The following is a 20840-nucleotide window of genomic DNA, read 5'->3' on the forward strand; positions in this document are numbered from 1 at the left end:
GGGAATCAGGGCGTCGTGCCGCCTCGCGTCGGGTCAAAAGCGGGGCCCAGCGCACGGTCCAGCGCGGCGCGCGCCAGAATGCGGGTCGAATCCAGCGTGGGCAGGGCGCAGTTGCCGTCGTTCAGCACCAGCGGCAGTTCGGTGCAGCCCAGCACAACCGCATCGCAGCTGTCGGCTTTCAGGCGTTCGACGATCCCTTGCAACTGCGCCACCGACGCGGGCTTGATCACCCCATAGACCAGCTCGTCCATGATGATGCGGCCCAGCAGCAGGCGGTCGTCCTGCGGCGGCCGCGCGTAGTCCAGGCCGTGTGCGCCAAAGGCCGCGGGGTAGACGTCGCTGTCCACCAGCCAGTGCGTGCCCAGGATGCCGACCCGCCGGTAACCGCGCGCCGCCGCCACGGCGGCGGCCTCCTGCGCGATATGCAGCCACGGCCGCGGCGAGTCCGCCACGACGCGGTCCAGCGCCTGGTGGATGGTGTTGTCCGGGCAGATCAGGAAATCCGCGCCGGCGCGGGCCAGCTTGTTCGCCGACGACAACATCAGGGCGGCAACGCCGTCCAGGTCGCGGGCGTCCAGGCAGGCGACGTAATCCGCCAGCGAATGAGTGTGCAGCGAAATCTCGGGATGCGCATGCGGGCCCATGCGCTGCGCGCCTTCGGCGCACAAGGTCCGGTAGCAGAGCGAGGCGCCCTCGGCAGAGCAGGCGACGATGCCGATGTGCAGCGGCGTGGCGTTCATCCAGTCGATTCCTTCTTCAGCGTCCGGGCAGCCGGACGGCGGGGAACAGGTCAGGCGCGATCGATTGTAGGGGCGGCGGCGGTTACGGTATCGCCGGGTGAATTTCACCCCGTGGCGGTTATTTATACCCATCCGGCCAACAGTAAAAAACACCACGCGGATTCCAACGCATTGATTCGGCGTGATTTTTTTCTGGCACGGATTTCGCATGAGGACACGTACCCAACCAACCGCAACACAGGAGGGCGTTCCCATCATGGGTCCGTATCGGAAATTATGGTTCACGTTGATCGCCGTGGTGGCGATCACATTTGCGCTGCTCGGCTTCTACGGCGGCGAGGTCTACCGCCAGGCGCCGCCCATTCCCGGGCAGGTGGTGACGTCCGACGGCCGCGCGCTGTTCGGCCGCGAAGACATCCTGGACGGGCAGACTGCCTGGCAATCCGTGGGGGGCATGCAGCTTGGCTCGATCTGGGGCCACGGCGCTTACCAGGCGCCCGACTGGACGGCCGACTGGCTGCACCGCGAACTGATGGCCTGGCTGGACCTGGCCGCGCGCGACGAACACGGCCAGGCCTACGCCCAACTGCCCGCGCCGCAGCAGGCCGCGCTGCGCGAAGCGCTCAAGGCCGAATACCGCGCCAATCGCAGCGACGCCGCGACCGACACGCTGACCATCACGCCGCGCCGCGCGAAGGCCATCGAACAGACGGCGGCCTACTACGACCAGCTGTTCTCCGACGCGCCCGCCTTGCAAGGCAGCCGCGAAAGCTTCGCCATGAAGGAAAACACGCTGCCGGACGCCACGCGCCGCACGCAGCTCACGCACTTCTTCTTCTGGACGGCCTGGGCCGCGGCCACCGAGCGCGAAGGCATGCCGGTCACCTACACCAACAACTGGCCGCACGAACCGCTGATCGGCAACCAGCCCAGCGCCGAAAACGTCATGTGGTCCATCATCAGCGTCGTCGTGCTGCTGGCGGGCATCGGCTTCCTGGTCTGGGCCTGGGCCTTCATGCGCGGCCAGGAAGAAGAAGAGCCGCAAGCGCCCGCGCGCGATCCGCTCACCGCCTTTGCCCTGACGCCCTCGCAGCGCGCCCTGGGCAAATACCTGTTCCTGGTCGTGGCGCTGTTCGGCTTTCAGGTGCTGCTGGGCGGTTTCACCGCGCACTACACCGTTGAAGGACAGAAGTTCTATGGCATCGACGTCTCGCAGTGGTTCCCGTATTCGCTGGTGCGCACCTGGCATATCCAGAGCGCCCTGTTCTGGATCGCAACGGGCTTTCTGGCCGCCGGCCTGTTCCTTGCCCCGCTGATCAACGGCGGACGCGATCCCAAGTTCCAGAAGGTCGGTGTCGACATCCTGTTCTGGGCGCTGGTGCTGGTCGTGGTCGGCTCGTTTACCGGCAACTACCTGGCCATCGCGCAGATCATGCCGCCCGAGCTGAATTTCTGGCTGGGTCACCAAGGCTATGAATACGTCGACCTGGGCCGCCTGTGGCAGATCGGCAAGTTTGCGGGCATCTGCTTCTGGCTGGTGCTGATGCTGCGCGGCATCGTGCCCGCGCTGCGCACGCCGGGCGGCGACAAGAACCTGCTGGCGCTGCTGACGGCTTCCGTCGGCGCCATTGGTCTCTTCTACGGCGCCGGTTTCTTCTACGGAGAACGCACCCACCTGACGATCATGGAGTACTGGCGCTGGTGGATCGTCCACCTGTGGGTCGAAGGCTTCTTCGAAGTGTTCGCCACCACGGCGCTGGCCTTCATCTTTTCCACCCTCGGTCTGGTGTCGCGCCGCATGGCAACGACCGCCAGTCTGGCCTCGGCATCGCTCTTCATGCTGGGCGGTATTCCCGGCACGTTCCACCATCTGTACTTCGCGGGCACGACCACGCCCGTGATGGCCGTCGGCGCCAGCTTCTCTGCGCTGGAAGTGGTGCCGCTGATCGTGCTGGGCTACGAAGCCTGGGAAAACTGGCGCCTGAAGACGCGCGCCGCCTGGATGGACAACCTGAAGTGGCCGCTGATGTGCTTTGTGGCCGTGGCCTTCTGGAACATGCTGGGCGCGGGCGTCTTCGGTTTCATGATCAACCCGCCGATCTCGCTGTATTACATCCAGGGCCTGAACACCACGCCGGTGCACGCGCATGCTGCGCTGTTCGGGGTGTACGGATTCCTGGCGCTGGGCTTCACGCTGCTGGTGCTGCGCTACATCCGTCCGCAGTACGCGTTGAACCCGGGCCTGATGAAGCTGGCGTTCTGGGGCATGAATATCGGTCTCGTGCTGATGATCTTCACCAGCCTGTTGCCGGTGGGCCTGATCCAGTTCCATGCCAGCGTCAGCGAAGGCATGTGGTACGCCCGCAGCGAAGCCTTCATGCAGCAGGACCTGCTCAAGACCCTGCGCTGGGGCCGCACGTTCGGCGACGTGGTGTTCCTGCTGGGTGCGCTGGCCATGGTCATGCAAGTGATCCTGGGCCTGCTCAGCAGCAAGCCCGCGCTGGTTGAACCCCGGCTGACCCCCAAGGCCGCGCGCGGCTGATCCAGGCACCTTCGCGACTTTGCGCCAGCGCAACGTTGCGAAGGCCGCCTCCCGGTCCAATGGAAGCCAAGCCTGCGCCGGTTCGGCGCGGGCGCTTCGGAGAAACTCCGCATGCGCTTCCTGCCGATCGCCGCCGCCATTTCTTTGTTGTTGACCGCTTGCGGGCCCGCAGACCGGGCCCGTTTTGCATTGCCGGAACTCACGCGGCTGCCGCCCGGCGAGGTCACCCATCAGCCTCCCGGCGACGCCTTGCGCAACGGTTATCCCGTCACGCCCGCACCCGTCACCACGCGGCATACACGCGGCGTCGCGATCATGACACGGCAAGTCAGCCAGGCCGAATACGCGGCGTGCGTGGCCGCCAGCGCCTGCAAACCGCTGGACGCGGAACACCGCAAGGACAATTCTCCGGATCTGCCCGCCACGGGCGTCAGTTGGTCCGATGCCTCGGCCTACGCGGCATGGCTGTCGGGGTCGACCGGCCAGCGCTATCGCTTGCCGCGCTACGCCGAATGGATCTACGCCGCGGGCGAGGCCTATCGCGAAGAAGCGCCGCCCGCGGCGCTGCAGGACAACAGCCAGGATCCCACCGACCCCGCGCAGCGTTGGCTGGCGGAATACGAACAGGAAAGCCGCCGCAGCGGGCAGGGCGCCGAAACCGCGGTGCTGCCGTTCGGCCAGTACGGCGCCAATGCGGCGGGCGTCAAAGACATGGCGGGCAGCGTGTGGGACTGGACTTCCGACTGCCACTCGCGTCGCGTGCTGGACGCGGCGGGGGCGGAGTCGCCGGAAGACGCCGACCTCAGCCGCAACTGCGGCATCCGCGTCGCGGCGGGGCGGCACATCGCGTATCTGCCCGATTTCATTCGCGACCCCAAGAGCGGGGCCTGTTCGGTCGGCGTGCCGCCCGCTAACCTGGGCGTGCGTCTGGTGCTGGAAGAGGGCTAGGGCGGCGCGTGCCCCGTCAACACTAGTGCGCGGCCAGTTCGGCGGCCGCGCGGTCGGCGGTGGTGCGTTTCAGGTCGGCATCGCCAGCCTCGGCACCCGTGGCCGGCGAGCCGCTGCGGCACGACAGGCAGGACGCGCAGTCCATGGCGGGCTGCGCGTTTTCGGACAGGCGGGCCAGGGCCGCGGGCGACCGCAGCACGATGCGCTTGCGGCCGCTGCTGACGATGCCGCGTTGCTTCCAGTCGCTAAGCAGCCGGCTGACGGTGTGCAACGTGGTGCCGGTCATTTCGGCGACGTCCTGGCGGGTGATCGGAAAGCCGATGCCGATGCCGTCATGCGTGGGCTGGCCGGATTGCTGCACCAGCCGCAGGATGGCACGCGCGACGCGTTGTTCGACCTCGTCGGTGGATAGTTCCTGGATTCGCACGTGCGCATCCTGCAGGCGCTGCCCCATGGTCTGCAGCGCAATCGCGCCCAATTGCGGATGGCTGGTCATGAATCCTTCCCAGGCTGCCGCCGGCCACGCCAGGCACACGCTTTCCTGCACGGCCAGCACGCTGGCGGGGTAACAGGACTGCCGCATGGCGCATGCCAGGCCAAACATATCGCCCGGGTTGACATATCTCACGACAACTTGGTCGCCTTCCGATGTAATTTGTGTGACCTTGAGGCAGCCGTGCAGCAACACGAAAAAATGCGCGCCTTCGGCGCCTTGCCGGTAGGCGGCTTCGCCGGCCTCAAGTCGGCATGGAACGGCGTCCTTCAGCGCGGCATCAAGCTGCGAATCGGACAACGGCCTGAACAGATCCAGGTTTCGGAGCAAGGCATGGCATAAAGGCGATGGCATGGCGGTCCGCTTATGGGCGTGGAGAAATTTTCCACGCGTCGATGGTGACACCTGGGGGGGCACCCTGACAACGTGCGTGCGACCGCAGGGTTATCCCGAATTTGCGCTACAGCAAAGAACGCGATCGCTCGCGGTTCTTCAATGGAGGTGCCGACAGACTCGGCTTTGAAGAAACCGAAAGAGGAGTTGCACATGAACGCGTTGCGCCCCACCTTGCTTGCCGCCGCCCTGATGTTCACGATGGCAGGCGGTCTGGCTTCCGCCCAGAATGCGGACACGCTGCCGCGCGCCAAGGTCACGCTGGTTGCCCCGCCCATGGTTCACCCGCATGAGCAGGTGGCCAAGTCGGGTCCCAAGGTCGTCGAATTCACCATGACCATCGAAGAAAAGAAGATGGTCATCGACGGCAAGGGCACCACGCTGCAGGCCATGACTTTCAACGGATCCATGCCCGGCCCCACGATGGTCGTGCACGAGGGCGACTACGTGGAATTGACCCTGGTCAATCCCAAGACCAATGCAATGCCGCACAACGTCGACTTCCACGCCGCGACGGGCGCGCTGGGCGGCGCCAAGCTCACCAACGTGAACCCCGGCGAACAGGCTACGCTGCGTTTCAAGGCCGACCGCGCCGGGACCTTCGTCTATCACTGTGCGCCTGAAGGCATGGTGCCGTGGCACGTGGTGTCCGGCATGAGCGGCACGATCATGGTGCTGCCGCGCGAAGGCCTGAAGGACCCGCAGGGCAAGCCGCTCAAGTACGACCGCGCCTACACGATCGGCGAGTTCGACCTGTACATCCCCAAGGACGCCAACGGCAAGTACAAAGACTACGCGACCCTCGCCGAAAGCTACGGCGACACGGTGGAAGTCATGCGCAAGCTGACCCCGTCGCACATCGTCTTCAATGGCAAGGTCGGCGCGCTGACCGGCGACAACGCGCTCACGGCCAAGGTCGGCGAAACCGTGCTGCTGATCCATTCGCAAGCCAACCGCGACACGCGCCCGCACCTGATCGGCGGCCACGGCGACTGGGTCTGGGAAACCGGCAAGTTCAACAACCCGCCCGAAAAGGACCTGGAAACCTGGTTCATCCGCGGCGGTTCCGCGGGCGCGGCGCTGTACACGTTCAAGCAGCCCGGCGTATATGCCTACCTGAACCACAACCTGATCGAAGCCTTCGAGCTGGGCGCGGCCGGGCACATCAAGGTCGAGGGCAAGTGGAACGACGACCTGATGAAGCAGATCAAGGCGCCGGGCCCCATCCCGCAGTAATGGCCGGACGGCAAGGCGCGCGCCGCGCGTCTTGCCGGTTTGTTTCCCTTCCTCAAGCCTGGAATTCCCGCCATGCCCAAATTTGCTCGATTCTTGTTTGCCCTTGCACTGACGGGCCTGCCCGTGCAGCATGCCGCGGCCGACACTATTGCCGCGGTCAATCCCGCCGGCGAAAAACTCTACAAGTCCGCCTGTGTGGTGTGCCATGCCAGCGGCGTGGCCAATGCGCCCAAACTGGGCGACAAGCAGGCCTGGACGCCGTTCCTGGCGCAGGGCACGGACGCGCTGATGGTCACCGTGCTCAAGGGCAAGGGCGCCATGCCGCCGCGCGGCGGCTCGGCCGCAGACGACGCCACGCTGCGTGCCGCAGTGGAATACATGATGGCTGCGGCAAAGTAACGCGCAACCCGTGGCGCGGACTGACGCGGGTGGGATACCCGCCGCACTTTTCGCCGCGCTACGCGCGGCGGGCCAGCAAGGCCCATACGCCGGCAGCCGACAGCAGGGCACCGCCACCCAGATTGAAGCCGCGCTGCGCGCGCGGCGACGCCAGCATGCGCCGGGCCGACCCGGCAAAGATCGCATAGGCCGCGGCGTTGATGCCGGCGCAGGCGACAAAAGTCGCCGACAACATCCATAACTGCTGCGTCACATCTCGCGCCGGATCAATGAACTGCGGCAGGAAGGCCACGAAGAAGATCATGCCCTTCGGGTTCAGTGCGGTCACCAGGTATGTATTGGCAAACAGCTTCCAGCGCGAACCCGCCGCCGTTGCGACGGGCAGCGTGGCGGGCGACACGCCGGCGCGCAGCAGCCGGTAACCGAGATACAGCAGGTACAGGCCGCCAACGGTCTTGACCACCGTGAACCAGAACGCGGACGCGGCCAGCAGCGCGCCCAGGCCCAGCAGCGACAGCACCAAGGCGGTGGAATCGCCCAGCGCCACGGCCAGCACCAACGGCAGGCGGGCGCGCTTGCCGTGCGTAAGCGAATAGCTGATGACGGTGAGGATGGTGGGGCCGGGCAGCATGACGAGCAGGGCGGAAGCACCCAGGAAGGCCAGCCAGGTTTCGAGCGACATGGAAGGAACTCCGTTTGAAGGGCCGGCGCGCGGGGCCGGCTGCGGCCAATGTATCTCAACTGTGGTGGCGTGAACACCGGGGCCGGCCAGGCGGCCGCCTCCGCGTGGCCCCGTCGGCCGCGAAACCGGCATGGCGCACCCGGCAGCCCACCCCGCAGTGGTGTTAAATACAGCTTTCCCGGACAGTGAACGCCGGCTGCGAGGCCGCGCGAAGGAAACTCCATGGCATTTGACTTTGACCTGTTTGTGATCGGCGCGGGCTCGGGCGGCGTACGCGCGGCCCGCTTTTCCGCCAGTTTCGGCGCGCGTGTGGCGGTGGCGGAAAGCCGCTACCTGGGAGGCACGTGTGTGAATGTGGGCTGCGTGCCTAAGAAGCTGCTGGTTTACGGCGCGCACTACAGCGAAGACTTCGAGCAGGCGCACGGCTTCGGCTGGTCCGCGGAAGCGCCCAAATTCGACTGGTCCACGCTGATCGCCAACAAGAACCGTGAAATCGAACGCCTGAACGGCATCTACCGCAACCTGCTGGTCAACAGCGGCGTGACGCTGCTGGAAGGCCACGCGCGCATCGTCGATCCGCACAAGGTTGAAATCAACGGCAAGACCTACAGCGCCGAACACATCCTGGTGGCAACCGGCGGCTGGCCGCAGGTGCCCGACATTCCGGGCAAGGAACTCGCCATCACCTCCAACGAGGCCTTCTTCCTGAAGGACCTGCCGCGCCGCGTGCTGGTCGTGGGCGGCGGTTATATCGCCGTGGAGTTCGCGTCCATCTTTAACGGCATGGGCGCGCAGACAGTTCAGTCCTATCGCGGCCCGCTGTTCCTGCGCGGCTTTGACCTGGGCGTGCGCGAGCACCTGCGCGATGAATTGGTCAAGAAGGGCATCGACCTGCGCATGAACACCGAGGTCGCGCGCATCGACAAGCGCGCGGACGGATCGCTCGCCGCCACCTGCAAGGATGGTTCCGTCATCGAGACCGATTGCGTGTTCTACGCCACGGGCCGTCGTCCGATGCTCGACAACCTGGGGCTGGAAAACACCGGCGTGAAGCTGCGCGAAGACGGCTTCATCGAGGTCGATGACGAATACCGCACCGCGGAGCCGTCCATCCTGGCCCTCGGCGACGTGATCGGCCGCGTGCCGCTGACGCCCGTGGCGCTGGCCGAAGGCATGGCGGTGGCACGCCGTCTGTTCCGCCCGAACGAATACCGCAAGGTCGACTACAAGCTGATCCCGACCGCGGTGTTCAGCCTGCCCAACATCGGCACGGTCGGCCTGACCACCGAAGAAGCGCGCGAAGCGGGCTACGAGGTGCAGCTTTTCGAAAGCCGGTTCCGGCCCATGAAGCTGACGCTGACCGAATCGCAGGAACGCACGCTGATGAAGGTGATCGTCGACGCGCAGACCGATCGCGTGCTGGGCGTGCACATGGTGGGTCCGGAGGCGGGCGAGATCGTGCAGGGCCTGGCCGTGGCGCTGAAGGCCGGCGCGACCAAGGCCGTGTTCGACGACACCATCGGCATCCATCCCACGGCGGCCGAAGAGTTCGTGACGATGCGCACGCCTGTCGCGGAATAAAACCGCCGGACGCTACAGGCGTTTGATCATGGCGCGCGCCGCTTCCGGCGCGCGTTCTTTTGCGCCATTGATGAAGTACGCGAAGACGTCCTGCGCCTTTTTCCCGGCAAGCGGTTTGCCAACCAGGGGCAGGTCATCCGGATCGGCGCCGCGTGCCCAGACCCGCAACCGCTCCGCCCAGGCGTCCAGCGCTTTGGGCGCGTAACCGGCCTTGTAGGCCGTGCTGGCGCGCATCAGCCGCGCGTAGACGAAGTCCGCCGTCCGGTCGGCGATAGCGGGAAACTCGTCGCTGTCGGTGTACACGGTCGCCGCGCGATGGCGGCGCGCAAGGGCCACATATTCCTCGCAGGCGAAACTGGCATGGCGCACGTCCAGCGCGTGCCGCAACGGCAGACCGTCCACCTTGTCCGGCAGCAATTCCAGGAAGGCGCCAAAATCCTTGGCGTCGAACTGTTTGGTTGGCGCGAACTGCCACACGATGGGCCCCAGCTTCGGACCCAGCTCGGCGATGCCGCTGTTCACGAAGCGATCAATCGACTCCTTGGCGCCCGCCAGCTCGCGCCGGTTGGTCGAATACCGCGACGCCTTCAGCGAAAACACGAAATCGCCGGGCGTCTCGTCGCGCCACTTGGCGAAGGTGGCGGGCTTTTGCGTGCCGTAATAGGTGCCGTTGATCTCGATGGCCGTGACCTGCCGGCTGGCGTATTCCAGCTCGCGCGCATGGGGCAGGTCGTCGGGATAGAAGACGCCGCGCCATGGCTCGAAGGTCCAGCCGCCGATGCCAACGCGGATGGCGGCGGGGCTATCTGCCGGGGACGGATGACGTTTCGGCATGGGCTGCGCTCCACGGGAAGGGTCGAGCGGTCCACTGTATCGCCGGCGCGACGAGCCGCCAACCCCGCCCGAAAATTCCGCTGTTCCGATACAGTTTTCGGCTAAGGTGTGCAGTCACGTCCCGACTTTCGACCGGCGCGCGCCGGCTCCCCATGCCTGACCTGACACATCTGCTGACTTTCGCCCTGGTTGCGCTGGGCATGGTGCTCACACCCGGGCCCAACATGATCTACCTGGTGTCGCGCTCCATCTCGCAAGGGCCGCAGGCCGGCCTGATTTCACTGGGCGGCGTGGCGGTGGGATTCATCTTCTATGTCGCCTGTGCGGCGTTCGGCATCACCGCGTTGCTGATGGCCGTGCCCTATGCCTACGACGCGCTGCGCATCGGCGGGGCGCTCTATCTGCTGTACATGGCGTGGCAGGCCATTCGGCCGGGCGGCCGCTCGCCGTTCCAGGTGCATGACCTGCCCAAGAGCAGCCCGCGGCAGTTGTTCACGATGGGCCTCTTGACCAATCTGCTCAATCCCAAGATCGCCGTCATGTACGTGTCGTTGCTGCCGCAGTTCATCCAGCCCGACCACGGCAGCGTCTTCACCCAGTCGCTGGCGCTGGGCATGACGCAAGTTGTGATCAGCCTGTCGGTGAATGCCCTGATCGCCATCATGGCCGGCTCCATTGCCGGTTTCCTGGCGGGCCGTCCGCTGTGGATGGTGGTGCAGCGCTGGCTGATGGGCACCGTGCTGGCCGGCTTGGCCGTCCGCATGCTTGTGGATACGCGCCGCTGATGCCGGCCGAAGACGGATTTTTCGCGACGCTGGGCGGCATGCTTGGCGAGGGCCTGCGCGCCATCGTTGCAGGGATCAAATGGCTGCTGGGCGGGTTGGGTGGCGCGCTGGCGGATTTCTATGCCGGCCTGGCCGGCGCGATGGGCATGAGCCCGTCGATCTTCAATCTGGTGCTGCTGGCGCTGGGCCTCATGTTCCTGTGGGGCGCGATCAAGGCGCTGCTGCGGCGGTCCATTCTGGGCTTCCTGTTCTGGCTGTTCATGACGCTGCTGGTGCTGGGCGGACTGGTCGACTAGCGCGTTCTAAACCGCCTGCGCCACCGCCAGCGCCACGTCCCGCAGCCGGCGCACCAAAGCCGGAAACCGTTCCGCGCCCGTGTTGCCGTAGCCGATCACCAGGCCGTTGTCATCAAAGCGCGGCGTCAGCGCAAACGACGACAGCGCGCCCGGATTCATGCCCAGCTTGCGCGCCTCGGCCACGATCGCCGTATCGGCGTAGGGGGGCGGCAGCCGCACGGTCAGATGCAGGCCGCAGTGCCCGCCCAACACTTCGTGCTCGATGCCCAGATGCAAGGCCAGCGCCTCGCGCAGCGCCGCCTGGCGTTCGCGGTACAGGCGCCGCATGCGGCCCAGATGGCGTGAGAACTGACCGTTTTCAATGAACGCGGCCATGGTGAGCTGCTCCAGCCGGTGGCCGCCGCGCTGCATCTCGATGATGGACGGCATGGCCTCGTGCGCGATGGCTTCGGGCAGCACCAGAAAACCCAGACGCAGGGCCGGGAACATGGTCTTGCTGAACGTGCCCACATACAGCACCGGCGCGTCCGGCAGCAGCCCCTGCATGGCGGCGATCGGTTCGCCCTGGTGGCGGAATTCGCTGTCGTAATCGTCTTCGTCAGCGACAGCACCGCGCCGGTCGGGTACTGGTGCGACGGCGTCGTCTGGATCAGGCGGGGCGGCTGGCGGGTCCAGGCGCTTTCCGGGATGACGATGCCGTCGGCGTCGACCCGCATGGCCACGACGTTCAGGTCTCCCGCATGGAAGGCGGCCTTGGCGCCGCGGTAACCCGGGTCTTCCAGCCAGGCGGTGTCGCCGGGATTGGTCAGCAATTGCACGCACAACGCCAGTCCGCCCTGCGCACCTTCGGTGATGACGATGCGCGAGGCGTCGCAATGCACCCCGCGCGACACGCGCAGGTATTGGGCGATGGCCTCGCGCAAGGCGGGCTCGCCCGCCGGATGGCCGTAGCCCAGCGCGGTGGCGGGCGCCGCCTGCAGGGCGCGGTCCTGCGCGCGGCGCCACGCGTTAAGGGGAAACTGTGTCAGCGCGGGCGTGCCCGGCGTCATCGGCAGGGAGCCGTCGTGGGTATAGCGCGTGGAGACGATGCGGGTCAGGCGCTGCGCCGTGGCCGGCGGCTGTGCGGGAAGGGGAGCCGCCTCGCGCGCGGCGCTGCGGGCGGCGGCCGACAGCGGCGCCACGCGAGTGCCCTGGCGGTCGGCAATCACGTAGCCTTCGGCCGTCAATTGCTCGTAGGCGATCAGCACCGTATTGCGCGAGATATCCAGTTCCTCGGACAGCGCGCGGGACGACGGCAGCTTGCCGCCCGCGGGAAGCTGGCCGGCAAGAATGGCCTGCTTGAGACGCTGGATAAGCTGACGCTGGCGCGGCAGCGAACCGGGGCCGCGCGCGAGCGGACTGGACAATAGCGGGGCATTGGCGGCATCGCGCAAGGAAGTCTCTGTCATGGCCCTATTAAGTTCAAGGTTCGTGGCGCTTTTTATGATGCCACGGTTCCGATATCGTGAGGCCCTGGGTGTTGCGCCCGCCACCGTCGGCGGCGCGCCCTGAACTGACTCCCGAGGCACCGCTCGCATGCAACCCCGCACCAATGATTTTCAGCAACCCATCGGCCCGGCGCTGCCCGGCTGGACCACTCGTCCGCGTCCGCCGGCCGAGCCCGCCATTGGCCGTTACTGCCGCCTGGAGCCGCTGTCGGCCGAGCGCCACGCGGCAGACCTGTACCAGGCGTTCAGCCAGGCGCCCGACGACAGCGACTGGACCTACATGGGCGTCGGGCCGTTTGCCGACGAGGCGGCCTACCGGACGTTCGCCGCCAACGCGCAGACCAGCCCCGACCCGATGCACCACGCCATCATCGATCTCGCGACTGGCCGGGCCGTCGGCACGCTGGCGCTGATGCGCATCGACCCGCCCAACGGCGTCATCGAGGTCGGCTTCGTGTCCTATTCGCGTCAGCTCAAGCGCACCCGCATCGCCACCGAGGCGCAGTTCCTGCTGATGCGCCGCGCCTTCGACGAGCTGGGCTACCGCCGCTACGAATGGAAGTGCGACAGCCTGAACGCGCCGTCGCGCGCCGCCGCGCTGCGCCTGGGCTTCACCTTTGAGGGCATCTTCCGGCAGGCCACGGTCTACAAGGGCCGCAGCCGCGACACGGCGTGGTTCTCGATCATCGACAGCGAATGGCCCGCGCTGCGCGTCGCCTACGAGCGCTGGCTCAGCCCGGACAACTTCGATGCCGAAGGCAACCAGCGCCAGGGGCTGGCGGCGCTGATCGCCGCCGAGCGCGGTGGCAACGCCGGGGGAGACCACGCGGCGTGCGCCTGATTCCGGTGGCATTGGCCCTGTTCTGGGGCCTGAACTGGCCGGCGGTGAAGATCATTCTGTCGATCTTCCCGCCGTTCACCTTGCGCGTGCTTGGCTTGGGCAGCGGCGCGCTGCTGCTGTTGCTGCTGGCGGGCGCCAAGCGGCTGCCGCTCTTGCCGCCGCGCAGCGCGTGGCCGGGCATTGCGGTGGGCGGCGTGCTGGCCGTGGCCGTCTTCAATCTGGCCGTGGCCTGGGCGCAGCTCAGCACCAGCACATCGCGCGCGGCGGTGCTGACTTTCACCATGCCGATGATGTCGGCGCTGCTGGCGTGGCTGGTGCTGGGCGAACGCCTGGACCGCCGCCGCGGCCTGGCGCTGCTGCTGGGCGCGTGCGGCGTCGCCGTGCTGGCCTGGCCGGTGCTGCAGGCGGTATTCGGCGGCAACGACGTGGCCGCTGCGAAGGGGCTGGTGTTTCCGCTGGTGGCGGCCTTCGGGTGGGCGGCCGGCACCGTGTATCTGAAGCGCTGGCCCGTCGCGGGCAACCGCATCGTGATCACGGCCTGGCAGCTTGTCGTCGGCGCTACCTGCGCCTTGGCTGGCGCGCTGATCGCCGGTGAATCCTTTCCCACGCACGGTTGGACCGCCAGCGTCGCGGGGGCGCTCTCGTTTCACATCATCCTGGGCACTGCTGTCGCGTATTGGTTGTGGTTCGTGCTGAGCGAACGCGTCAGCGCCACCGTCGCCGCGCTGACCACGCTGATGGTGCCGGTCGTGGGCGTGCTGGGTGCGATGGCGCTGGTGGGCGACCGGCCGGCCCCGGCGGACTGGTGGGGCTTCGCCTTCGTCATGGCCGGAGCGGGGCTGATCGTTCTGAACCTGGGTCAGCGGCGATCCTGAGCGGCCGCCGCCGACGGCAGCCACGAGCCGTGAAGCCCGGCCGGTACGCGGCGCGGCAGGCGCACCTGAGCAAGCGGCCCGGCGGCCAGATCGCGCGCGTCCAGCACGATGAACCGGCCGCCGGCGTCGTCTTCCGCGTGCACGAAGCTCAGGATGTAGCCGTCCGCTTCACCCGCGCCGGCGGGATCGGCGGCGAACACCGGTTCGCATGCGGTCTGCCCGGCGGGCAGGCGGTACACGGTCTTCTCGTTCGTCTGCACGTCGTAGCGTGCAAAGGCCTCGAAGGCGCCAGGCTGCGGCGTTTCGCCCGGACGCGGATCTCGCAGCCCGGCATAACAGAACCGCGTGCGCCGGCCCAGCCACGCGTCGTTGACCCGGCCGAACTCACAGGGCTGGTCGTCCAGCGTCTCGTCGTCCACGCGTCCGCTTGCCATATCGATGCGCAGCCGGTGCATTTCAAGCCGCTTGCGGGACGTGGGCCCGTAGCCATCGTGCCAGGGCAGCACCGCCTCGATCACGTCGCCGTCCGCGTAGGCATTGGCGACGTGCCAATTGAAGAAGGGGGCGGCTTCGATCCACCGGATCTGCGCCGCGTCGGTACAGTCGCGCGGCACCAGCAGCACCTGCGTGCCGCGTTGCGGCTCCCAGGCGGGCGCCGCCGGTCCGCGGCTGAAGTCGAACACCAGGGGGCACACAAACGCCACCACGTGGGTGGCGGTCAGGCCGATGTCGTGGACCAGCGCCGGCCAGGGTGATGCAAACGCCACCTGCCGGTCCACCCGGCCGGCGGCGTCCAACCGCATGTACTCAAGCGTGCCCGCCATGAGGTCGTAATTGATCGCCAGCATTTCCCCGGTCAGCGGATCGACCTTGGGATGCGCGGAGAACGCGCCCGTGAGCTTGCCCTGGAACGTGTTGGCGCCCACCGTGCCCAGCGCGTCATCCAGTTCGTACGGGCAGCCGCCTTCATACAGCGCGTGGATGCGGCCGGCGTGGCGCAGCACGTTTGTGTTGGCCAGGTTGGCATACGGCGGCGGACCGAACGTCGGGTTGTAAATGCGGTGGCCGGCGGCCTGCTCTTCCTGCAGTTCTGCGGTCAGCACCCAGCGGTTGCGGTAGCGCGCGCGGCCGCCGTCCAGGTAGAGCGCGTGGACCATGCCCGTGCCGTCGAAGGGATAGGCGTAGCCGGGGCCAGGTTCGAATTGCGGATTGGGTCCGTTGCGCATGAAGACGCCGGACAGGCCGGGGGGCAGGGTGCCTTCCACGGGCAGATCGGCGTCGTCGCGTTCGTCAAAGACCGGCGCGAATGCGCGGGACAGGGCGGGGTTGTCGCTGTGCCAGGGTTGCATGTGACCTCCGGGCCGAGGCCGCGCGCCGGGTGGAAACGACGGCCTGCACATAGATCCGGCAGGCAGGCGGCGGCAAAAGTCCGTTATATCCGCCCGGGCCGTCCTGAAAAAGGCGAGTTAACCATGATGAGGACCGCCGCGCCGCGCCTGACGCTTGCGCAGCCGTTCCCGCACCATTTCGGCGCCGCTGACCAGGGTGATTCCGGCCAGCACCATCACCGCGCCGATCACGAAGCCCGCATCCAGCGGTTCATCAAGAATCAGCACGCCGAAGCTGACGCCAAATAGCGGCGTCATGAACGACAGGATGGACAGGCGGGACGCCAGATACCGGCGCAGCAGCCAGAACCAGACCAGATAGCTGGTCAGCGCGACGACGACCGACTGGAACGCGACGCTGAGCACGGCCGCCTGGGTGTAGCGGATGCCCTGATGGCCGGTGGCGGCCGCGAAGGCCAGCAGGCCCACCGAGGCCACGGCCATCTGATAGAAAAGCGTCTTGGCCGGCGCGGCTTCGGACAGCGATGTCTTGCGGATCGCCACCGTCGTTGCGCCCCATAGCAGCCCGGCCAGCAACCCCATCGCGTCGCCCAGCAGCATGTTGCGCGCGCCGTCGTGCGCCAACGGCTGGCCGCCCTTGACCAGGAACGCGACCGCGATGCCGCAGAAGGCCAGCGCCACGCCTGCCCATTGCAGCGGCTTCAGGCGTTCTTCGGGCAACAGCCAGTGCAGGCCCAGCGCCGCGAAAATGGGCGCCGTGTACAGGAACACCGACATGTGCGAGGCCGTGGTGTAGACCAGCCCTTGTGCGACGAAGAGGAACTCGCCGGCAAACAGCAGGCCCACGATCAGGCCGGGCAGGAACGTGCCGTCGGTGAATGCCCGCAGCCCCTCGCTGCGCCACACGACCGCGGCCAGCACCAGCGCCGCGAAGGTAGAACGCAGCCCGATCTGCATGATGGGCGCGATATCGTCCGCGACCAGCTTGATGGCGATCTGCTGGAAGCCCCAGCACACGCATAGCGCCAGCATGGCGCCGGTGGCCAGCGTGTCCAGCGGCAGACGCAGAGGTTTGGCGGCGGCGATGCTCACGGCAGTTCGGCGGGGTAGCTGTCCAGCGCGAGGCCGATCTGCTGGCGCAGGTCCCATTCGGCCAGCGTGGATTGCACCGGTCCGTAAAAGGCGCCGTCGCGGGCGACGAACATGGCGGGCAGGTGGAAGACCTCGTAACGCTCGACCAGGCCGCGGTTGTCGCCGGCGTCGATCCAGCAGATACGCTCGACCGGCAGTTCCACGGCGGGAAGCTGCTCGCGCGCCACGCGGCAGGTGCCGCAGGTGCGGCTATGAAAAACGATGAGCGACAGGCCGCGCGCGTCCAGGAGGAAGCGGTCGGCGGTGCTGTCGTCGAGGGTTATCTGTTCCATGGGGTCCGGTTTCTCAAGCGCCGCGCAGCACGCGGTCCAGTTCCAGCACCGACTGGTACAGCACGCGGGTGCCGTCCAGCAGTTGCGCGGGTTCGATCCATTCTTCGGGGCAATGGCTGCGCCCGTTCAGGCAGGGGATGAAGATCATGCCGATGGGACCGGTGGGCGCCATGTACACGGCGTCGTGGCCGGCGCCGCTGGGCAGCCGCATCGACGCGTAGCCCAACTGGTCGGCGGCCGCCTTGACAGCGTCCATGACCAGCGGCGAACAGTCCGTGGGCTGCGCGCGGCTGAGCTGCGTGAAGCCGGCGGTCAGGCGCAGCGCCTTCAGGTCGTCGGCCACGCCGGCCATCAGGATTTCGGGAAAGGCGTCCAGCACCGCGTTGCTGTCGCTGCGCACTTCCAGCGTCATCTCGACCCGGCCCGGCACGGCGTTGGCCGCGTTGGGCGTCATGGCCAGCCGGCCGACGGTGGCGACGACGTAATGCGGATTGCCGCTGGCGGCGCTGGCCTGGCGGTTGGCGGCGTCGATGATGCGCGCCGCGCCCACCAGCGCGTCGCGCCGGATGTCCATGGGCGTGGTGCCGGCGTGGTCGGGCTGGCCTTCGACCACGATCTGCACGCGGCGGATGCCAACGATATTGGTGACCACCCCGATCGGCAACTGGCGGCTTTCCAGCACGGGGCCTTGTTCGATGTGCAATTCGACGAAGGCGGCGGTTTCGCCCGCGCGGCGCAGCGGGGCGTTGAGCGCCGACGGGTCGCCGCCGATGCGCGCGATGCCCTGCGCCAGCGTCTCGCCCTGCGGATTGCGCGCGTCCAGCATGTCGGCGCTGAGATGGCCGCACAGCGCGCGGCTGCCCACACACGAAATGCCGTAGTCGCTGGGTTCTTCGGACAGGAAGTCGATGACTTCGAAGGGGTGATCGAGCGTGATGCCGTGTTCCTGCATCGTGTGCGCGACCTCAATGCCCGCCAGCACGCCGATGATGCCGTCGAAGCGGCCGCCGGCCATGACGGTGTCGCAGTGCGAGCCCGTGGAAATCGGCTTGCGCGACGCATCGCGTCCCGCCCTCGTGCCGACCAGATTGCCGCCCGCGTCCAGGCGCGTCGTCAGGCCCGCGGCTTCGAACTCGCCGCGCAGCCAGGCGCGCGCGTCATCGAACAGCGGCGAAAAGGCGCGGCGCGTCCAGGGGACGTCGGGCAGGGTGAACTTGGACAGGGTGTCGACGCGCGACCAGAGGCGTTCGGCGTTCAGCGGGGGAAAAGCGGGCGGTGTGGCTTGCGGCATGAGACTTCCAAAAGATCCGCCCTGGATTATGGCATCAATGGCGCGGCGTCCCCGCCGGCTGCTTACGTCGTGCGGCGCCAGGCGGGCTCGCGCTTTTCCAGGAAAGCTGTCACGCCCTCGCGCGCTTCCTCGGTGCTGCGGATGGCCGCGATGCGTTCGACCGAGTCAGCAATCAAGGCGGCGTCCAGCGGCCGGCCGGCAAAGTCGCGCACCAGCCGCTTGCTGGCCTGCACGGCGCCCGGACCATTCGCGCACAGCGTGCGGCAGAGCGCTTCGGCGGCTTCCAGCGCCTGCGCCGCGGGGACCACTTCGTGCACCAGCCCCAGCCGCAGCGCGGTGGCGGCGTCGAAGCGCTCGGCGGTCAGGAAATAGCGGTTGGACGCGCGCTCGCCCAGCGCGCGGATCACGTAGGGGCTGATGGTGGCGGGCAGCAGGCCCAGGCGCGTTTCGGACAGGCAGAAGTGCGCGCTGTCCGCCGCGACCGCCATGTCGCAAGCAGCCAGCAGTCCCATGCCGCCCGCGTAGGCGTCGCCGTTGACGCAGGCGACGATGGGCTTCGGGCAGGTCCAGACCGCGTGCAGCATGTCCGCCAGCCGCGTGGCGTCCTGGCGGTTGTCCGCGTCGGTCAGCGTGCCCATTTTGCGCATCCAGTTCAGGTCGCCGCCGGCGCAAAAGGCTTTCCCCGCGCCCGTCAGCAATAGGACCCGCACCTGCGGATCGTCGGCCGCCGTCTTGACCGCCCCCGTCAGCGCGGCAATCAGCGTCTCGTCGAACGCGTTGCGCATGTCCGGCCGGTTCAGCGTCAGGCGGGCGAGGGGGCCGTCAAGGGCCAGGTCCAGCGGTGCGTTCAGCGTCATGCACGGTCTCCGGTGTTGTTGATGGTGGCTCAACAGATATGTCGATCAGTCCGGCTGATTCTATTGGTAAAAGCGCGGTTTCGCGATGCTTGTTTCCGATAGATTGAGTTATCCTCAACAAAAAATTTTGGAGGCAGACATGAACCAGCACGCGGGCAGCAGCGCCGCCGATCAGCGCTACGCATCGGTATTCCGGCCGGGATTGTTTGACGGCAAGACAGTCATGGTGACCGGCGGCGGCAGCGGCCTGGGCCGTTGCACCGCCCATGAGCTGGCCGCGCTGGGCGCGGGCCTGGCGCTGGTGGGGCGCAACCCCGACAAGCTGCGCATGGCCGCCGAGGAAATCGTCCGCGTCTATCCCGAGGCAGCCGATCGGATCAGCCAACACCCCTGCGACATCCGCGACGAAGCCGGGGTGCGCGGCGCGGTCACCGACGCGCTGAGCGCGCACGGCGCCATCCATGGCCTTTTCAACTGCGCCGGCGGCCAGTTTCCCGCCCCGCTGGACCGCATCAGCCTCAATGGCTGGAACGCCGTGGTGCAGAACAACCTGCATGGCACGTTCCTCGTGTCGCGCGAGATCTACACGCAGCACATGCGCCAGCACGGCGGCGCCATCGTCAACATGCTGGCCGATATCTGGGGCGGCATGCCGGGAATGGGGCATTCGGGCGCGGCGCGCGCGGGGGTGTGGAACCTGACGGAGACCGCCGCCTGCGAATGGGCTTATGCCGGCGTGCGCGTGAACGCGGTGGCGCCGGGCTGGATCGCCTCCAGCGGCATGGACAGCTACGACGAGCATTACCGCGGCGTGCTGCGCGAGCTGAAAACCAGGGTTCCGCTACAGCGCTTCGGCACCGAGGCCGAACTGGCCGCGGCCGTCGTCTTCCTGCTGTCGCCCGCGGCGGCGTTCATCAATGGCGCCGTGATCCGGGTGGACGGCGGCGTGCCGAACGCGCGCCATTCGTGGAATCTGCAGCCGGCCGAGCGCGGCGAGACCTACAACGGCTTTCCTCAGTACGTGCCGCCGTCGCTGTTTTCAGAAGACTGAAGGCGATGCAGCGCGTTCTGGACTTCGCCCCGGAACTGCGCCAGCGCCAGGGCGTCCTGGCGCGGCGGCTGCAGGGCCTGCCACAGAAAATTAACCAGTTGGTCGGCCGTGGCGGAAACGTCCACGTCCACCTCCACCCCCGCGCCCGCACGATGCCGCATCGCGTCCCACAGCACGTGCTCCATCGGCCCGTAGACCGCCGAGCGCAGCAACCGCAGCGGCATGTCGTGGCGGATGTCGCCGTCGGATTGGCCTTGGGCCAGGATGCGCATCAACGGCGCGGTGTAGCGGCGCTGCAGGCCGGCGTAGATCTCGCCAAAGTCGTCGTTGCGGGCGCGGCCTTCGGAAAGAATGAACGCGCACAGCCCCGGACCCTCGGCCAGCAGGTGGCGCAAATGGGTATGCACCAGGTAATGCAGTTGGGCGCGCGCGCCGTGGATGTGCGGAAGATGGTCTTCCACCCGCGCGATGATTTCGTCGTACCAGTCGCTGATGACGCGCACGCAGAGTTCGCGCTTGCCGCCAAAGTAGGTGAAGACGGTGGCTTCCGACACGCCCAGTCGCTGCGCGATCTCGGTGGTGGTGGCCGCGTGAAAGCCCGCTTCGGAGAACACCTGGCGCGCGACCCGCAGAATGTCGCGGATGCGTTGTTCGGACTTGGCGCTGGCCGGCGGGCGGCGCATTGGGACGGCTGGGCTTTTTTCCATGCAGGCAACAGGCGAAAAAGGGGCGGGCG

At 67.4% G+C, this 20840-nt stretch carries 21 protein-coding genes and 1 pseudogene; 11 read left to right on the plus strand and 11 right to left on the minus strand.

Translation table 11 applies throughout. The features are described 5' to 3' along the window. Nucleotides 1-5: 5 nt before the first annotated feature. Nucleotides 6-740 (minus strand): aspartate/glutamate racemase family protein, encoded by a 735-nt coding sequence (locus tag ASD71_RS22110; protein WP_056569839.1) that lies wholly within the window; start codon nucleotides 738-740, stop codon nucleotides 6-8. A 256-nt stretch (nucleotides 741-996) separates the two neighbouring features. On the opposite strand from ASD71_RS22110, the gene ASD71_RS22115 reads away from it, so the two are divergent. After that, nucleotides 997-3282, plus strand: coding sequence for a nitric-oxide reductase large subunit (locus ASD71_RS22115; RefSeq protein ID WP_056569841.1), 2286 nt, complete (start codon nucleotides 997-999; stop codon nucleotides 3280-3282). 111 nt (nucleotides 3283-3393) lie between these two features. Further along, complete coding sequence (locus tag ASD71_RS22120; protein ID WP_056569842.1) at nucleotides 3394-4230, plus strand: SUMF1/EgtB/PvdO family nonheme iron enzyme; 837 nt, start codon at nucleotides 3394-3396, stop codon at nucleotides 4228-4230. A 22-nt stretch (nucleotides 4231-4252) separates the two neighbouring features. Here ASD71_RS22120 and ASD71_RS22125 read toward each other — a convergent pair whose 3' ends face one another. Further along, a complete protein-coding gene (locus tag ASD71_RS22125; RefSeq protein ID WP_235512311.1) occupies nucleotides 4253-4918 on the minus strand; it encodes a Crp/Fnr family transcriptional regulator in 666 nt (221 codons plus the stop codon). Between ASD71_RS22125 and ASD71_RS28435 the strand changes: the two genes are divergently transcribed. The 3 genes from ASD71_RS28435 (at nucleotide 4907) to ASD71_RS22135 (ending at nucleotide 6751) form a co-directional block, all read left to right on the plus strand. Continuing rightward, on the plus strand, nucleotides 4907-5065 hold the full coding sequence (locus ASD71_RS28435; RefSeq protein ID WP_235512321.1) for a hypothetical protein: 159 nt from the start codon (nucleotides 4907-4909) through the stop codon (nucleotides 5063-5065). The two genes, ASD71_RS22125 and ASD71_RS28435, sit on opposite strands and share 12 nt — an antisense overlap. A gap of 204 nt (nucleotides 5066-5269) precedes the next feature. After that, a complete protein-coding gene (nirK, locus tag ASD71_RS22130; protein ID WP_056569843.1) occupies nucleotides 5270-6352 on the plus strand; it encodes a copper-containing nitrite reductase in 1083 nt (360 codons plus the stop codon). A gap of 72 nt (nucleotides 6353-6424) precedes the next feature. Further along, entirely contained in the window at nucleotides 6425-6751 is a 327-nt protein-coding gene (locus ASD71_RS22135; protein ID WP_056569845.1) for a cytochrome c5 family protein, read from the plus strand. Nucleotides 6752-6809: 58 nt separating this feature from the next. On the opposite strand, the gene ASD71_RS22140 is transcribed toward ASD71_RS22135, so the two are convergent. Next, the gene (locus ASD71_RS22140) at nucleotides 6810-7433 is read right to left on the minus strand and encodes a LysE family translocator (protein ID WP_056569847.1); all 624 of its coding nucleotides are present in this window, start codon (nucleotides 7431-7433) and stop codon (nucleotides 6810-6812) included. 222 nt (nucleotides 7434-7655) lie between these two features. On the opposite strand from ASD71_RS22140, the gene gorA reads away from it, so the two are divergent. Next, nucleotides 7656-9014: a glutathione-disulfide reductase gene (gene gorA, locus ASD71_RS22145; RefSeq protein ID WP_056569849.1), complete on the plus strand. Its 1359-nt coding sequence runs from the start codon at nucleotides 7656-7658 to the stop codon at nucleotides 9012-9014. Nucleotides 9015-9026: 12 nt separating this feature from the next. On the opposite strand, the gene ASD71_RS22150 is transcribed toward gorA, so the two are convergent. Then, complete coding sequence (locus ASD71_RS22150) at nucleotides 9027-9848, minus strand: DUF72 domain-containing protein (protein WP_082579021.1); 822 nt, start codon at nucleotides 9846-9848, stop codon at nucleotides 9027-9029. Nucleotides 9849-10000: 152 nt separating this feature from the next. On the opposite strand from ASD71_RS22150, the gene ASD71_RS22155 reads away from it, so the two are divergent. After that, complete coding sequence (locus ASD71_RS22155; protein WP_056569853.1) at nucleotides 10001-10633, plus strand: LysE family translocator; 633 nt, start codon at nucleotides 10001-10003, stop codon at nucleotides 10631-10633. Further along, nucleotides 10633-10929 (plus strand): hypothetical protein, encoded by a 297-nt coding sequence (locus ASD71_RS22160; RefSeq protein ID WP_056569854.1) that lies wholly within the window; start codon nucleotides 10633-10635, stop codon nucleotides 10927-10929. The genes ASD71_RS22155 and ASD71_RS22160 overlap by 1 nt, the downstream gene beginning before the upstream one ends. Nucleotides 10930-10935: 6 nt before the next feature. Here ASD71_RS22160 and ASD71_RS22165 read toward each other — a convergent pair. Beyond that, nucleotides 10936-12377: pseudogene (locus ASD71_RS22165) on the minus strand (PLP-dependent aminotransferase family protein). Between the two features lie 127 nt (nucleotides 12378-12504). On the opposite strand from ASD71_RS22165, the gene ASD71_RS22170 reads away from it, so the two are divergent. Both ASD71_RS22170 and ASD71_RS22175 read left to right on the plus strand, forming a co-directional pair. Continuing rightward, entirely contained in the window at nucleotides 12505-13257 is a 753-nt protein-coding gene (locus tag ASD71_RS22170; protein ID WP_056569856.1) for a GNAT family N-acetyltransferase, read from the plus strand. Next, nucleotides 13248-14132: a DMT family transporter gene (locus tag ASD71_RS22175; protein ID WP_056569858.1), complete on the plus strand. Its 885-nt coding sequence runs from the start codon at nucleotides 13248-13250 to the stop codon at nucleotides 14130-14132. Before ASD71_RS22170 ends, ASD71_RS22175 begins: the two co-directional genes overlap by 10 nt. Here the strand turns inward: ASD71_RS22175 and ASD71_RS22180 are convergent. From ASD71_RS22180 to ASD71_RS22200, 5 genes are all read right to left on the minus strand, one after another. Then, entirely contained in the window at nucleotides 14117-15481 is a 1365-nt protein-coding gene (locus ASD71_RS22180) for a carotenoid oxygenase family protein (RefSeq protein WP_056569859.1), read from the minus strand. The genes ASD71_RS22175 and ASD71_RS22180 overlap by 16 nt on opposite strands. A gap of 117 nt (nucleotides 15482-15598) precedes the next feature. Then, nucleotides 15599-16567, minus strand: a complete 969-nt coding sequence (locus ASD71_RS22185) for a DMT family transporter (protein WP_056570563.1) — start codon at nucleotides 16565-16567, stop codon at nucleotides 15599-15601. Nucleotides 16568-16569: 2 nt separating this feature from the next. Continuing rightward, on the minus strand, nucleotides 16570-16905 hold the full coding sequence (locus tag ASD71_RS22190) for a co-chaperone YbbN (RefSeq protein WP_056569860.1): 336 nt from the start codon (nucleotides 16903-16905) through the stop codon (nucleotides 16570-16572). A gap of 13 nt (nucleotides 16906-16918) precedes the next feature. Continuing rightward, the gene (locus tag ASD71_RS22195) at nucleotides 16919-18196 is read right to left on the minus strand and encodes a Zn-dependent hydrolase (RefSeq protein ID WP_056569863.1); all 1278 of its coding nucleotides are present in this window, start codon (nucleotides 18194-18196) and stop codon (nucleotides 16919-16921) included. 62 nt (nucleotides 18197-18258) lie between these two features. Next, nucleotides 18259-19053, minus strand: coding sequence for an enoyl-CoA hydratase/isomerase family protein (locus tag ASD71_RS22200; RefSeq protein ID WP_056569864.1), 795 nt, complete (start codon nucleotides 19051-19053; stop codon nucleotides 18259-18261). A gap of 139 nt (nucleotides 19054-19192) precedes the next feature. On the opposite strand from ASD71_RS22200, the gene ASD71_RS22205 reads away from it, so the two are divergent. Then, nucleotides 19193-20104, plus strand: coding sequence for an SDR family oxidoreductase (locus ASD71_RS22205; RefSeq protein ID WP_056569865.1), 912 nt, complete (start codon nucleotides 19193-19195; stop codon nucleotides 20102-20104). Here the strand turns inward: ASD71_RS22205 and ASD71_RS22210 are convergent. After that, nucleotides 20068-20811 (minus strand): TetR/AcrR family transcriptional regulator, encoded by a 744-nt coding sequence (locus ASD71_RS22210; protein WP_056569866.1) that lies wholly within the window; start codon nucleotides 20809-20811, stop codon nucleotides 20068-20070. The genes ASD71_RS22205 and ASD71_RS22210 overlap by 37 nt on opposite strands. Nucleotides 20812-20840 lie beyond the last annotated feature (29 nt).

Origin of the sequence: Achromobacter sp. Root565 (genome assembly GCF_001427425.1) — a bacterium.
Classification (GTDB): Bacteria; Pseudomonadota; Gammaproteobacteria; order Burkholderiales; family Burkholderiaceae_B; genus Achromobacter; species Achromobacter spanius_D.

Excerpts from the sequence above, each read along its gene's own strand:
- ASD71_RS22160 (WP_056569854.1), top strand. The coding sequence starts at position 10,633 with ATGCCGGCCGAAGACGGATTTTTCGCGACGCTGGGCGGCATGCTTGGC.
- ASD71_RS22180 (WP_056569859.1), bottom strand. The coding sequence starts at position 15,481 with ATGCAACCCTGGCACAGCGACAACCCCGCCCTGTCCCGCGCATTCGCG.
- ASD71_RS22210 (WP_056569866.1), bottom strand. The coding sequence starts at position 20,811 with ATGGAAAAAAGCCCAGCCGTCCCAATGCGCCGCCCGCCGGCCAGCGCC.
- ASD71_RS22200 (WP_056569864.1), bottom strand. The coding sequence starts at position 19,053 with ATGACGCTGAACGCACCGCTGGACCTGGCCCTTGACGGCCCCCTCGCC.
- gorA (WP_056569849.1), top strand. The coding sequence starts at position 7,656 with ATGGCATTTGACTTTGACCTGTTTGTGATCGGCGCGGGCTCGGGCGGC.
- ASD71_RS22120 (WP_056569842.1), top strand. The coding sequence starts at position 3,394 with ATGCGCTTCCTGCCGATCGCCGCCGCCATTTCTTTGTTGTTGACCGCT.
- ASD71_RS22150 (WP_082579021.1), bottom strand. The coding sequence starts at position 9,848 with ATGCCGAAACGTCATCCGTCCCCGGCAGATAGCCCCGCCGCCATCCGC.
- ASD71_RS22110 (WP_056569839.1), bottom strand. The coding sequence starts at position 740 with ATGAACGCCACGCCGCTGCACATCGGCATCGTCGCCTGCTCTGCCGAG.
- nirK (WP_056569843.1), top strand. The coding sequence starts at position 5,270 with ATGAACGCGTTGCGCCCCACCTTGCTTGCCGCCGCCCTGATGTTCACG.
- ASD71_RS22135 (WP_056569845.1), top strand. The coding sequence starts at position 6,425 with ATGCCCAAATTTGCTCGATTCTTGTTTGCCCTTGCACTGACGGGCCTG.
- ASD71_RS22170 (WP_056569856.1), top strand. The coding sequence starts at position 12,505 with ATGCAACCCCGCACCAATGATTTTCAGCAACCCATCGGCCCGGCGCTG.
- ASD71_RS22155 (WP_056569853.1), top strand. The coding sequence starts at position 10,001 with ATGCCTGACCTGACACATCTGCTGACTTTCGCCCTGGTTGCGCTGGGC.
- ASD71_RS22140 (WP_056569847.1), bottom strand. The coding sequence starts at position 7,433 with ATGTCGCTCGAAACCTGGCTGGCCTTCCTGGGTGCTTCCGCCCTGCTC.
- ASD71_RS22115 (WP_056569841.1), top strand. The coding sequence starts at position 997 with ATGGGTCCGTATCGGAAATTATGGTTCACGTTGATCGCCGTGGTGGCG.
- ASD71_RS22205 (WP_056569865.1), top strand. The coding sequence starts at position 19,193 with ATGAACCAGCACGCGGGCAGCAGCGCCGCCGATCAGCGCTACGCATCG.
- ASD71_RS22190 (WP_056569860.1), bottom strand. The coding sequence starts at position 16,905 with ATGGAACAGATAACCCTCGACGACAGCACCGCCGACCGCTTCCTCCTG.
- ASD71_RS22195 (WP_056569863.1), bottom strand. The coding sequence starts at position 18,196 with ATGCCGCAAGCCACACCGCCCGCTTTTCCCCCGCTGAACGCCGAACGC.